The organism is Streptomyces sp. RKAG293, assembly GCF_023701745.1.
In the GTDB taxonomy this organism is placed as follows: Bacteria; Actinomycetota; Actinomycetes; order Streptomycetales; family Streptomycetaceae; genus Actinacidiphila.
Genome location: NZ_JAJOZB010000001.1, coordinates 7,921,930 through 7,934,871, shown reverse-complemented (window position 1 = coordinate 7,934,871; position 12,942 = coordinate 7,921,930). Strand labels below are relative to the sequence as shown.

General features: G+C 71.3%; 10 protein-coding genes. 1 reads left to right on the top strand and 9 read right to left on the bottom strand.

Features of this window, described 5'->3' with window-relative positions; translation table 11 throughout:
- The first annotated feature begins 216 nt into the window (after positions 1-216).
- A complete protein-coding gene (locus tag LNW72_RS35005; protein WP_250979050.1) occupies positions 217-786 on the top strand; it encodes a TetR/AcrR family transcriptional regulator in 570 nt (189 codons plus the stop codon).
- Positions 787-855: 69 nt separating this feature from the next.
- Here LNW72_RS35005 and LNW72_RS35000 read toward each other — a convergent pair whose 3' ends face one another.
- From LNW72_RS35000 to LNW72_RS34960, 9 genes are all read right to left on the bottom strand, one after another.
- Positions 856-1,899: an alpha/beta fold hydrolase gene (locus LNW72_RS35000; RefSeq protein ID WP_250979049.1), complete on the bottom strand. Its 1,044-nt coding sequence runs from the start codon at positions 1,897-1,899 to the stop codon at positions 856-858.
- Positions 1,900-2,056: 157 nt separating this feature from the next.
- Positions 2,057-2,857, bottom strand: a complete 801-nt coding sequence (locus LNW72_RS34995) for an ABC transporter ATP-binding protein (RefSeq protein ID WP_250979048.1) — start codon at positions 2,855-2,857, stop codon at positions 2,057-2,059.
- Positions 2,854-3,819, bottom strand: a complete 966-nt coding sequence (locus LNW72_RS34990) for an iron ABC transporter permease (RefSeq protein WP_250980432.1) — start codon at positions 3,817-3,819, stop codon at positions 2,854-2,856. Before LNW72_RS34990 ends, LNW72_RS34995 begins: the two co-directional genes overlap by 4 nt.
- A 94-nt stretch (positions 3,820-3,913) precedes the next feature.
- Positions 3,914-4,978 carry an ABC transporter substrate-binding protein gene (locus tag LNW72_RS34985; RefSeq protein WP_250979047.1) on the bottom strand — a complete coding sequence of 355 codons (1,065 nt, stop codon included), beginning with the start codon at positions 4,976-4,978 and terminating at the stop codon, positions 3,914-3,916.
- 90 nt (positions 4,979-5,068) lie between these two features.
- The gene (locus LNW72_RS34980; RefSeq protein WP_250979046.1) at positions 5,069-9,517 is read right to left on the bottom strand and encodes an amino acid adenylation domain-containing protein; all 4,449 of its coding nucleotides are present in this window, start codon (positions 9,515-9,517) and stop codon (positions 5,069-5,071) included.
- Positions 9,504-9,785 carry a phosphopantetheine-binding protein gene (locus LNW72_RS34975; RefSeq protein WP_250979045.1) on the bottom strand — a complete coding sequence of 94 codons (282 nt, stop codon included), beginning with the start codon at positions 9,783-9,785 and terminating at the stop codon, positions 9,504-9,506. The genes LNW72_RS34980 and LNW72_RS34975 overlap by 14 nt, the downstream gene beginning before the upstream one ends.
- Positions 9,786-9,828: 43 nt before the next feature.
- Entirely contained in the window at positions 9,829-11,436 is a 1,608-nt protein-coding gene (locus LNW72_RS34970) for a long-chain-fatty-acid--CoA ligase (protein WP_250979044.1), read from the bottom strand.
- 72 nt (positions 11,437-11,508) lie between these two features.
- A complete protein-coding gene (locus tag LNW72_RS34965; protein WP_250979043.1) occupies positions 11,509-12,042 on the bottom strand; it encodes an FcoT family thioesterase in 534 nt (177 codons plus the stop codon).
- A gap of 4 nt (positions 12,043-12,046) precedes the next feature.
- Positions 12,047-12,940, bottom strand: a complete 894-nt coding sequence (locus tag LNW72_RS34960) for a TauD/TfdA family dioxygenase (protein ID WP_250979042.1) — start codon at positions 12,938-12,940, stop codon at positions 12,047-12,049.
- Between the last annotated feature and the right edge of the window lie 2 nt (positions 12,941-12,942).

Sequence of the window (12,942 nt, the reverse complement as noted above, 5' to 3'; positions counted from 1 at the left end):
TGTCCCCATCCTGATGGAAACTTCAGTCATGGTCCCCGGGTCGCACCCTCCAGTCCGTTCGACGCAGGGTCCACGAGCGACGTCCGGACCTCGCTGCAACGCGAGAATTGGCGGTGCTCGCGGCATGGCCGGTCCGTACGAGGCGGCGCGATGTCGCTGAAGTTCCGGTCAGGAAAGGGAGCCGGGTCACGGGCAGGGACCGGTAGGGTCTGGCCTGTGGCTGACCGTCGAACAGCAATCCTGGAAGCCGCCACACGCGTCATCGCGCGACGTGGCGTGCGTGGCCTGCGCGTGGAAGAACTCGCGACCGAGGCGGGGGTGTCGACCTCGCTGATCTACTACCACTTCACCGACCGCGCCGGAGTCCTCCGCCGGACGCTGGAGTTCATCAGCGAGCGCGCCGAGCGCTACACCACCGACCGGGCGGCGGACGCCCAACCCCTCGATCCGCGTGAGGAGTTGCGGCAGACCCTGCTGCTGGAGTTCCAGGACACCCCCGCCGTACGGGAGAACAGCACCGCCTGGGGTGAGTTGCGGGCCAGCGCCGTCTTCGACCCCGAGCTGCGCGAGGACCTCGCCAAGGCCACGCTGGAGTGGGTGCAGGAGATCGCCGAGCTGCTCGGCCGCGCCCGCCCCTCCGGCACCGCCACCGGCTACGCCGCGTCCGCCGAGCGGCTGACCGCGCTCCTGGAGGGCCTCAGCGTCCGCTGGCTGAGCGGCTCGCTCCCGCTGGCGCACGCGCGCGAGCTCATGGCGTCCGCCATCGACGCGGAACTGCGCGAATGACGCGAATGACGCGAAATAACGGTACCGGCGGCGGGCGGTGGCCGGAAAGGTCGGGACCGGGCAACCAATTCAGGTCGCGCTGCGTTCGCTCGCTTCCCTGATCTCCCGCCCGGTGAGGCGGTCGGCCGCGTTCCCCGCCGCACCGGCCGTCGCTTCCCCGCGGCGGCCGGCTCGCAGCAGGTCGCGCCACTGCTCGCTGCTCAGACTGCCCGGCTCGGTCGTCGCGATGAAGTTCTCGACGAGCGCCAGGAAGCGGATGGGATCGGTGTGGAACGGGAAGTGGCCCGCCCCTTCGAAGACCTCCAGCCGGCTGCCGGGCATCGCGCTGTGCGCGTCATGGGCGTGCCTTACCGGCAGCACGCTGTCCCGCGATCCCCACAGCAGCATGGTGGGCATGCCCCGCACCAGATAACAGCGGTCCAGCATGGTGACCACCTGGCCCCGCCAGTCGACCACCGCCCGCAGGGTCCTGATGAAGGCGCTGCGGGACGTCGCGTCGGGCAGGGCGTCGACCAGGTTGAGCAGATCGGGCGCGTCCTGGCCCAGATCGGTGTCCAGGAACTTCATCAACTGGACGAAGGCGCGGGTCTGCAGGCCCATGGTGGGCAGCTTGAGCAGCGAGAGCATCAGGTCCGCTCCCGGCAGCGAGACCGCGCGCAGCACGGGGTTGACCTCCCTGCCCACCCCACCGGTGCTGACCAGCACCAGCCGCTCCGTGCGCTCGGGGAACTGGTACGCGAACTGCATCGCCACCCCGCCGCCGAGGGAGTGGCCGATCAGGGTGGCCCGCTCGATGCCGAGGACACCGAGCAGATCCCGCATGCCGTTCGCGTAGGCGGCCACCGAGTAGTCGGCGCGGGGCTTGTCCGAGGCGCCGTGGCCGAGCAGGTCCGGGGCGATGACCGTGTTGTGGCGGGCCAGGCCGGGGATGAGGTCCGCCCAGGTGGCGGAGGAGTCGCCGATGCCGTGGATGAGCAGGATGGCCGGGCCCTCCCCGGCGATCCGGTAGGCCCTGCGGTAGCCGTGCACGACGTGATGGCGCAGTTCGACGTCCGGGAGGGACACCGGGCGGAGTCTGCCCTCACGGGGACTCGGCCTGGGGGTTCCGCTCATGGGCCCGCCTCCCTGTTCACCGTGCGCTCAGGTACGCGCCGACCAGGCGTACCGCATCTGCACCGAGCCTAGGAACGCCCGCCGCCCGCGGGGTTTCCGGAAGGTTTCCCCGCCGCAACAACGCCCGCTCCCTCGGAGAGGGCCGGGGAAGAGCGGATCATCCGGCAGCGGCCCGTTCGACGAGTTGCAGCGCGAGCGGGTCGGCGGCGTAGACGATCCGCACGATGCCGTCGGCGTGCCGGTCCGCGCTCGCGGCGACGCCGAAGACGTCGCGCAGCACCGCCGGGGTGAGCACGTCCAGTACGGGGCCGGCCGCGACCACGGCGCCCTGCTGGAGGACGACGAGGTGGTCGCAGAGCCGGACGGCGAGGTCCAGGTCGTGCAGGACGGCCAGCGTGGTGGTGCCGATGGCGCGGATCAGGGAGAGCAGTTCGAAGCGGGCGCGGATGTCGAGGTGGTTGGTCAGTTCGTCGAGGACGAGCAGGTGCGGACGCTGGGCCAGCGCGCGGGCCAGCAGCACCCGTTGCCGTTCGCCGCCGGAGAGCGAGGCGAAGTCACGGTCGGCCAGCGGGCGCGCGCCGCACTGGTCCAGCGCACGGTCGACCGCCTCGTGGTCCTCGGGGCCGTCCCGGCCGAGCAGTCCGTGGTGCGGTGTGCGGCCGAGCGCCACGATCTCCCGGACGCACAGCCCCGTCGCGTGGCCGACGTCCTGGAGGACCGCGGCGGTGCGGCGGGCGGCGGCGCGGGCGGGGAGCGTCCAGATGTCGTCCCCGTCGACCCGTACCGCCCCGCCCTCCGGCCGCAGTGAGCGGTAGACGGCGCGCAGCAGCGTGGACTTGCCGCTGCCGTTGGGCCCGACGAGTCCGACGATCTCGCCAGGCCCCACCTCCAGGCACACGTCCCGCAGGATGGGCCGGCGGTCCAGGGTGATGTCGAGCTGGTCGACGCTGAGTCTCATACGGAATCCAAGCTCTTGTTCCGGCGCAGCAGCCACAGGAAGAACGGTGCGCCGAAGAGGGCGGTGAGGATGCCGAGCGGCAGTTCGTTGGGCCGGTCCAGGGTGCGGGACAGGAGATCGACGACGACGAGGTAGATCGCACCGGTCACCGCGGCGAGCGGGAGCAGTCTGCGGTGGTCGGCGCCGACGGCGAGCCGCACCAGGTGAGGGATCATCAGGCCGACGAAGCCGATGCCGCCCGCGACCGCGATGATGGTGCCGGTCAGCAGCGAGGACAGCACCAGCAGCGCGGCCCGCAGCCGGTGCACCTCCACCCCGAGCGCGGTCGCTGACTCGTCCCCGGCCAGCAGCGCGTTCAGCTGCCGCCCGTACAGCGCGAGGACCACGGTCGTCCCGAGCACCGCGCCGCTCACCAGCGGCAGTTGGCTCCACTGCGCCCCGGCGACGCTGCCGAGCATCCAGAACATCACCGAGCGCAGCTCGTTGGGGGTGGCCCGCAACTGCAGATAGCTGGTGGCCGCGAGGAACAGATAGCCGATGGCGACACCGGACAGGACCAGCCGGGTGGGCGCCAGCCGGCCGCCGCGCTGTCCGAGGAGGAAGACGAGCGCGACGGCCGCGACGGCCCCGGCGAACGCCGCCGAGGAGACGCCGAGGCCGCCGAGGGCGCCGGTGGTCAGTGTCATGACCAGTACGGCGCCCAGTGACGCCCCGGAGGAGACCCCCAGGACATAGGGGTCGGCCAGCGGGTTGGCGACGACCGCCTGCAGCACGACTCCGGCGACGGCGAGGCCGCCGCCCGCGAGCGCGGCGAGCACTACCCGGGGGATGCGGAAGTTCCAGACGATCTGGTCCTGAACGGGATCGCCGGCGTAGGTGCCGCCGCCCAGGTGGGCGAGGACGATGTGCCAGATGTCCCCGAGGGGCACGTTCACGGCCCCGATGCCGACGGCCACCATCATCACCAGGACGAGCAGCGCGAGGAGGACGGGCAGGAGCACCAGGACGGACAGCGGGGAGCGGGGGCTGAGTGCGCGTGGGGTCATCTGCGGCGCGTCAGAGGGCGTCGGGGTGCAGCATCCGGGCGATGCGCTCGACGGCGAGGTCGTTGCTGGGCCCGAGATAGATGGAGTCCGACAGGACGGTGTATCTCTTGTCCCGGGCGGCGTTCCACTGCGGGAACTGCGCGAACAGCTTGCGCGCGTAGGCGTCGGGATCCGGGTCGTGGTAGCTGACGACGACGAGCGCGTCCACCTGCGCGGCGGCGACCTTCTCCTTGCTCAGGTCGGCGAAGGAGTTGCTGGTGACGGAGGCGAACGCGTTGGTTCCCGCGGCCTTGGCGAGGATGTCGTTCCAGATGCCGACCCCCGCGATCGAGCTGAACTCGTTCGCGCCCATCGACATGTTGGAGAAGATCACCATCACCTTCGACGGCTGCGCGGTGCCGGCCGACGCCTTGAGCTTGGTGGTGACCTTGGCGCTGATGGCGGCGATGCGCGCGCGGGAGTCCGCGATCAGCTTCTCGGCGCGGGCGCTGACGCCGAAGATCCTGCCGAGGTCGCGCAGCATCGAGTAGCTGTCGTCGATGGACGGCGGGCCCTTGACGGAGCTGGCGTCGTCGCAGCCCTTGACCGGCAGGTAGGTGTGCGCGCCGATCGACGCGAGGTCCTTGCGGGTGGCGTAGCCGTTCTTGGGGTCGAAGCCGAACCCGGTGGTGGACAGCACGAAGTCCGGGCGGAGGTTGAGCATCGCCTCGCGCGGGATGTCCTGGATGTCGTTGAGCTTCACTCCCCCGGTGGGCAGCTTCGCGATGGCCTGGACACGCCCTGGCACCTCCGACATGCCGTAGGACTGGGCGTTGGCGACGATGCGGTCACCGAGCCCGAGCGCGAGCATCGAGGACACCTCGGCGACGGACGCGCCGTTCATGACGACGACGCGGCTCGGCGCCTTGGTGTACGTGGTGGTCTGCCCGCAGTCGGTGACGGTGACGGGATAGCCGGGCCCCGGTGGTTCCGCTTTCCCCGCGGTCGCCGCCGTCCCTGCCGAGGTGCCACAGGCGGCGGTGGCCAGACAGAGTGCTCCGACCGCGAATGCGGCGGTTTGCCGTTTCCATGACATGCGGGCTCCTCAGGGTGGTGCGGACTCCGCTTCAGTAGTCGGAGCGGAGTCCGCCCGGGTTCCCGGATGCCGTGAATCAGATCTTCCGGATCAGCGGCGGGTCTGTCGGGGGATGCGGTTCCGCCAGTGAACGGGCGGCGGCAGCGCCCCTGTCGCGACGCAGCGCTCCAGGTATGTGAAGACCAGCGCCCGGTCGATGGGCGGGCAGGAGATCCCGCTGCCGTCGAGCTCGCGCAGCAGGTTGTCGGCGACGACCCGGCCGAGCCCCAGCTCGGGTTCCGCGCTCTCGGCCACCGTGTCGTCGTCACCGTTCCAGGAGTCGAAGAACGCCAGGGTGGTGGCGGCGACATCGGCGGCGCGGGGCAGTTCCGCCCGCCACCTCGCGAGGGGCATGCGCTCCACCGGATAGCCGAACTCCCGTGTCCAGGAGTAGACGTCGGCCAGCCGGACGGTCGGCACCGGCGCGTAGTTGTACACCGGCCGCCCGGCCGGAGCGGTCGGCGTCACGGCGGAGGACAGCCGTACGACGGCCTGGGCCACGTAGTCGACCGGCGTCCAGACCTCGGCCTCGAACAGGTCGGGCACGATGCCGGCCGGGATTCCGGCGCGCAGCACGCTCCACAGGAAGTCGCGCTCGTTGACGTAGCCGGTGCCGGCCGCGCCGACGACCCGGCCGAGCCGGTGCACGGTGACGGGCAGCCCGCGTTCCGCGGCCTGTTCGACCAGCCGCTCCGAGGCCCACTTGGACTGCTGGTAGCCGTGGACGAGGCCCGGGTGCGGGGGCAGGAACGTCTCCGCGACCTCGGGGCTCGCTCCGGCGGGCGGCGCGACGGACAGCGTGGAGACGAGATGGAACGGTGTCGAACGGGCCGCCGCCATCCGCAACAGCTGCCGGGTGGACTCCACGTTGGGCCCGCGCAGGCTGGCGTACTCGCGCATGATGCTGACGGTCGCGGCGTTGTGGTAGATCGCGTCACAGCCCGCCGCCAGTTCCGCGAACCGTGCCTCGGTGAGGCCGAGGAGTGGGCGGGCGAGATCGCCCGGCTCGGCGCTGACGCGGCGCTCGGATCCGGGCGGCAGGGTGAGTGCCTGCTCCGCGAGGGCCCGGCGGATCCGGTCCTCGGCCGCCACCCGGTCCTCGGCCCGCACCAGGCAGACGACGTCCGCGTCGGTGGCCGTCAGCAGTTCGGTGAGCAGCTGGGCCCCCACGAAGCCGGTCGCCCCGGTGAGCAGCACCCGGCGCGGCGGCGCTACGGCCACGGCGGCGGGCCCTGGGGTGGGCCCGTCGACGGGATGGACGGTGATGTCGGCGTCGAGGACGGAGTCGGCGAGTACGGCGTCCGGCACCGCCCCGTCCTGCTCGGCGCCGGTTTCGCCCGGACCGCGCTGGTCGTCCAGATGACGGGCGAGTTCGGCGGCCGTGGGGTATGTGAAGAGCCAGGCGACGCGTACATCGGTCTCGAGCTCCACACCGAGCCGGTTGGCGACCTGGATCGCCTGCAGGGACTGGGCGCCGAGGTCGAAGAAGTCGTCCTGCGGGGCGATGTCCGCGGTGCCCAGGATCCGCGCCCAGGCGGCGATGATGACCTGTTCCGTACGGTTGGCGGTCGCGTCGGCGACCACGTCGGCGGCCGGCGGGGCGGGCTCCGCGACGGCCGGTGCCGCGAGCGCGTTGCGGTCGATCTTGCCCGCGCCGGTGCGGGGCAGCCGGTCGGTGAAGACGACGGCGGACGGGATCATCGCGGCGGGCAGGGTCGCCCGCAGATGCTCACGGACCTCGGCGGCGGCCGGTACCGGCGGGTCGGCGACGACATGCGCGACCAACCGGCGCGTACCGTCCGGCAGCACCTGCCCGACGACCGCTGCCTCCCGTATCCCCTGATGCGTGAGCAGGACGGTCTCGACCTCGGCGGGCTGCACCCGGTGGCCACTGATCTTGAACTCGCCGTCGGCCCGCCCCACGAACCGGAGCTGGCCGTCCGCTCCGAGCCGTACGAGGTCGCCGGTCCGGTACGCACGCGGTCGGTCGGGCAGCTCCGGCAGCGGCTGGAACCGGGAGTCGTCGGCGCCCGCGCCGCCCCGGTAGCCGCGGGCGAGCGCGTCGCCGACGAGATACAGCTCGCCGGTGGTGGAATCCGTGCTTCCGCCGTTCGCCGCCGACGTGACGACGACCGCCCTCGTGCCGGGCAGCGGACGGCCGATCGGGACGTCCCCGCGCGCCAGTTCCGGCGCGTGCAGCTCCGCCACGGTGGCCACGACGGTCGTCTCCGTCGGCCCGTAGGTGTTGAACAGCCGCACCGAGGACCCGACGGCGTCGCGCCAGCGGTCCACCCGCTCCGGCAGCGCCGCCTCGCCGCCGATGATGACGGTGCGCAACCCGGGCGGCAGGTCCGCGGCCCCGGTCGAGACCGCGTACGCCAGCTCGTGCCAGTACGCCGTCGGCAGGTCGAGAACGGTGATCCCCAGCCGATCGCACGACCGGGTCAGCACCGGAACGGACTCGGTCATCGCGTCGGTGCGCACCACGAGCGCGGCGCCGGCGCAGAGCGTCAGGAAGATCTCCTCCACGCTGGCGTCGAAGTGCAGCGGCGCGAACTGCAGGACGCGGTCGTCCGCGCCGATCCCGTACCGGCCGGTCGCCCCCGCCACGAAGTGGGCCAGCGCGGCATGGCTGATCTCCACGCCCTTGGGCCGGCCGGTGGAGCCGGAGGTGTGGATGACGTAGGCGAGCCGGTGCGGGTCGGGGTCCGGCGCGGCAGCGGTGGAACCCCCGGTGTCCACTCCGTCCAGCAGCAGCTGCGGCAGGCCGCCGCCCGTGAACCGGTCGGCGTACCGCGCCGTCGTGATGACGGCCCGCGCCCCGGACTCGGCGCACAGCGTCTCGATCCGCGCGGCCGGAGCGCCGGGGTCCACCGGGCAGTAGGCGGCGCCCGCGAGGAGGACTCCGAGGATGGCGGTGATCGCCTCGATGCCGCGGGGCAGCGCGACGATCACCAGGTCTCCGGGAGCGGTGCCCGAACCGGCCAGCCGGCCGGCCACACCGTGCGCGGCGGCCAGCAGTCCGGCGTAGCTGAGGGTGGCGCCGTCGAACTCGACGGCGGTCGCGTCCCCGCGGGTGGCGGCGTGCTCGGCGATCAGGTCGAGGACGGGACGCGCGGGGTGGGGCAGCGGCCCCCCGTCGAGGGTCACCGCGGTCCTGGCGGGCCGGGTGGTCCGGCGGGTGCCCGGTTCGCCCAACGGGCGGTCCGGTGCGGCCGTCGCCTCGTTCAGCAGAGCCAGCACCGCGTACTGGTGCCGGGCGAGTTCGGGCTCGCTGTACAGCTCCGGGTGCGCGTCGAAGGCGAACCGCAGGCCCGCGCCCTCGGCCCGGTCGTAGACGTTGACGGACAGGTCGTCGACCGGCCCCGCCGACACGTTGTGGACGGTGCTGCGGTGCCCGGCGAAGCGCAGGTCGTACTCGAACGGCATGATGTTGACGCCGGGGCCCGACAGACGGCGCTTGCCGCCGACCAGCTTGAGTTCCCGGCGCAGGTGCTCGTACCGGTAGCGCTGGTGCGGCAGCCCGGCGCGCAGCTCCGCCGAGACGCGGCCGGCCAGGTCGCGCAGCGTGTCGCCGTCGCCGACCGCGATCCGCAGCGGCAGGACGTTGCGGACCATGCACGGCACCCGTAGCGACACCGAGCCGAGCCGGCCCATCGCGGGCAGGCTCAGCACCACTTCGGGCTCGCCCGACACCTGGCCGAGGTATCCGGCGGTGACCGCGAGTATCACGTCGGACCAGGTGACGGAGAGCTCACGGGCGACCGCGCGCAGCGTTTCGGTCTCCGTCGCGCCGAGGTCGGTCACCCGGCGCCGGAAGGTTCGGGCGGGCAGTGCGGAACGGTCGGCGAGGCTGGGTACCGGCGGGCGGTCCGCGAACCGCCGGGTCCAGTAGGCCCCGTCGGTCGCGCGCCGCTTCGACGCCAGATAGGTCCGGTCCTCCTCGAAGACCGACTCCAGGGTGCCGAAGCCGCTCTCCCCCAGCGGTGTGCCCTGGGCCAGTGCCGTGTAGACGTCCGCGACCCGGCGGGCGACGAGCGACAGGCCGAACCCGTCGAGCGCGATGTGGTGCACGCGGTGGTACCAGAGGAACTCCGCCGGTCCGGTCTGCAGCAGCGCGTGCCCGAAGACGGGGTCGTGGGCGAGATCCCCCGGGCGGGCCAGGTCGCGGTTCATCCAGGCGTTGGCGGCGGCCCGCGGGTCCGGCTCGGCGGTCAGGTCCGCGGTGTGCAGGCGCCAGTCCACGGCCGGCACCGCGATCTCCCACGGCCGGCCGTCCACCTCGACGAACCGAACGTTGAGCGCCTCGACCTCGCCGACGACATGGTGCAGGGCCTTGTCGAACGCCGCCACGTCCACCGGCCCGTGGATCTGTACGTATTCGGCGGTGTTGTACGCGGGGCTCTCCACGTCGAGCTGATGGCCCGTCCAAATGCCCTCTTGCGCGGTGAGCAGGGCCCGGCGGCCACCGGGCGCGGTGCGGTGGTCAGGCGTCGGCACGTGCGCCTCCGGACTGCCGGTCCGACAGCAGCTGCCACCACTGGGCGAACGAGGTGCGCTCCGCCAGTTCGACGAAGCTGACCTCGGACCCGGCCGCGCGCCAGCGCTCGGCGAGGGTGACGATGCGCAGCGAGTCCAGGCCGGCGTAGAGCGGGTTCTCCTCCAGGTCGACCTCGTCGGGCTGCTGGTGGAGGAACTCGGCCAGATCGGCACGGAAGTCCGCGAGAGTCAGGGGTGTTGAGGGCGTCAGGGGCTCAGGCACAGTCATGTGGTCTCTCTCGAAGTCACGCGGGGTGTCGCGGGCGCCGGGGTCAGTTGACCTTGCGCCCGGCGTCGTCCCAGAAGCGGTCACGCAGCTCCCGGCGCAGGATCTTGCCGCTCGGATTGCGGGGCACGTGGTCGATGAACTCATAGGTGGCGGGCAGCTTGAACGCGGCCAGCCGTTCCACCAGGAAGCGGTGCAGATCCCGGGGCTTCGGCGGCTCCTGGCCCGGGACGGCGACGACGAAGGCCCGGACGCTCTCGCCCCAGCGCTCGTCCGGCGCTCCGACGATCACCGCTTCCGCGACACCCGGGTGTGCTTCCAGCGCCGACTCGATCTCGGCCGGGTAGACGTTCTCGCCGGCCACGATGACGGCGTCCTTGATGCGGTCGCTGATGAAGACATAGCCCTCGTCGTCCAGGTACCCGGCGTCCCCGGTGTGCACCCAGCCGTCGACGAGCGTCTCGCGGGTCTTGTCGGGCAGGCCCCAGTACTCCAGCATCCGGGCCGGAGTGGCCAGGCACACCTCGCCGACGGCGCCGGGCGGCAGCGGTTCGCCCTTGTCGTCGATCACCTTGCAGCCGACACCCGGGTACGGCCGTCCGGCTGCCTTCATCCGTGCCCCGCCGGGCACATGGGCAGCGGGCGGCAGACACACGGCCGTGTTGCCGGTCTCGGTCAGACCGTAGATCTGGGCGAAGTCGCTGCCGAACATCGCCAGACTCTCCTCCAGCAGCGCCTCGGAGATCGGCGAACCGCCGTAGACGATCTTCCGGAGGGTGCCGAAGTCCCCCGGTGCCACTCCGGGTTCCGCGAGGATCATGCGCAGCATCGCGGGCACCACGCAGGCGGTGGTGATGCCGAGGTCGCGGATGAGGGCGACGGCGTCGGGTGCGGAGAAGGCGCGCATCGCCACCACCGTGACCCCGGCGTTGAAGTTCTGGGTGGCCCACCACAGGCCGCCGACGTGGAAACCCGGTATGCCGACCAGGGCGATGTCGCCGGTCCGCCAGTCGATCCAGTCCAGACCCTCGCCGGCCAGCGCGTCCCGGACGGCGAAGAAGCTGCGGTGCGCGAGGACGACTCCCTTGGGCAGTCCGGTGGTTCCGCTGGTGTAGAGCTGGGCGATGGCGTCGTCAGGGCCCGATCCGGGGTGCAGATCGGTGTCCGGCCGCGCGTCCTTCCAGAACCGGTACTCCGGCCGGTCACCGTCGGGAGTACCGCCGAGCAGGACCACCGTTCCCGGCGGATCGGTCGGCATCCGGTCGACGACCGGGGTGAACTCACTCTCCAGAAAGAGCAGTTCACTCGCCGAATCCTGAAGGATGTGACTCACCTCGGGAGCGGTGAGCCGCCAGTTGACCGGCACCAGTACCGTCTCGCTCTTGGCGCACGCGAAGAGGATCACGTAGTAGTGCTCGGACTCCCGGCCGAGGTACGCGACCCGCGCTCCCGGCGCGAGTCCCGCGGACCGGATCGCGTGGGCGACGCGGTTGCTCTCCCGGTGCAGCTCGCCGTAGGTGAGCGTACGGTCCTCGCAGCGTACGGCCGGGGTCTCCGGCCGCTGGGCGGCGTGGAAGGCCGCGGTGTCCCACAGCGTCCGCAGGAACGGGTAGTACGGGCGTTCGTCGTCCTGCGGACGACCCACGGTGCTCACAGCCACTGTCCTTTCTGGGGCCGCGCGCCGCCGCTGGACAGGACGGCGGCGCGCGGCGGTTTCAGGGGGCCTTCAGGACGCGCCGACGGCGGCTTCGTCGAAGGCGTTGACGAAGGCGAGCTTCACCTCGCCGTCGCAGCGGCCGCCCGCCGCGTCCCAGTACCGGTAGGAGGTGTCCGCGATGATCAGCGGAGCGCCGCCGCCGGGTGAGCGCCGGTCCACCGCGAGGAACTCGAACTCCCCCGAGAAGGCACGGGCGTTGATGGGACGGCGGAAACTCCCGCCGAACCGGGCGATGAGGATGTCGGGCAGCTGGTGCCGCCAGTAGTCCTCCAGCGTCCAGGAGCTGAATTCCGCCAGCAGTCCCTCCTTGACCGACTTAGCGACCACGTAATACATCATCTGGTTGTAACTGATGTTCACCTCGACCGCGTTGAGGTGCCCGGTGTCGTCGATGTAGCAGGACTCGTCGATGGAGAATTCACATACGGCCGACACCCGGCCGTTGTCCGCGGTGACCTCGGCGGACCGGAGATATAGGCAATTCGCCTTGTAAGGCCGCAGTACCTGCGACAGGAGTTCGGTGTCGGTGGCGTAGACGGTCATGGCGCTACGCCGCCGGGGACTCGGTGTCGTAGAGCTTGCGCTCGTCGTGCACCGTGACGCGGAAGGAGACGGTCGGCTCCGGAGTGGCGGTGTGCAGGGCACGGTGTATCAGGCTGCGGTTGTCCCAGACCAGCAGGTCGCCCTGCTCGAAACTCTGCAGGTGGATGCCGGGGTGGGTGAACTCGTCGTCGAGCTGCCCGGTGGACTCGAACAGCCGGCGCAGCAGTGTCTCGTCGAGCGGCACGCCGTTCGCGTCCTCGAGACCGACGGTGAATCCCTCGCTGAGGTACAACACCGTCTCGCCGGTGAACGGGTGGGTGAAGGTGGTGGGCTTCACCACCGGCGGGGTCTTGGTCTCGACCTCCTCCAGGATTTCGGAGATGGGCCGGTACACGTCGTGCGGCCGGATCTTGAAGTACTTCCGTACGGAATGCCGTGCGTAGGTGCCCTCGATGTCCTGCTTCAGATCCTCGGGCAGCGCCTCGTACGCCCGGCCCATGTCGATGAAATAGGTTCCGCGGCTCTTCTGCGGAATCACCTGCGGGTAGATGAGGGTGAGTCCGAACGGGTCCGGCATGAACATGTAGTCGGCGTGCCAGAACTTTCCGGTCTTCGGTACCCCGATCTGCTTTCCGTCCTTGGGGACGTTCGAGGAGACGAATATCTCCTCGACCTCGGGGTGCTGGTACATGGGCTCGTAGTACGTCTCGGGACGGCCCAGCCGCTTGCCGAGTTCGAGGAACTGTTTGGGCGACAGGTCCTGGCCCTTCAGCACCGCGATCTTGCGGGCGTAGACGGTCTGCTTGAGCGTCGCGATGTCCTCGTCGGAGGCGGCGGCGTGGTCGAAGCCCTCGATGCTCGCACCGAGCGTCTTGCCGGCCTGCGGAGTGATCTTCATGG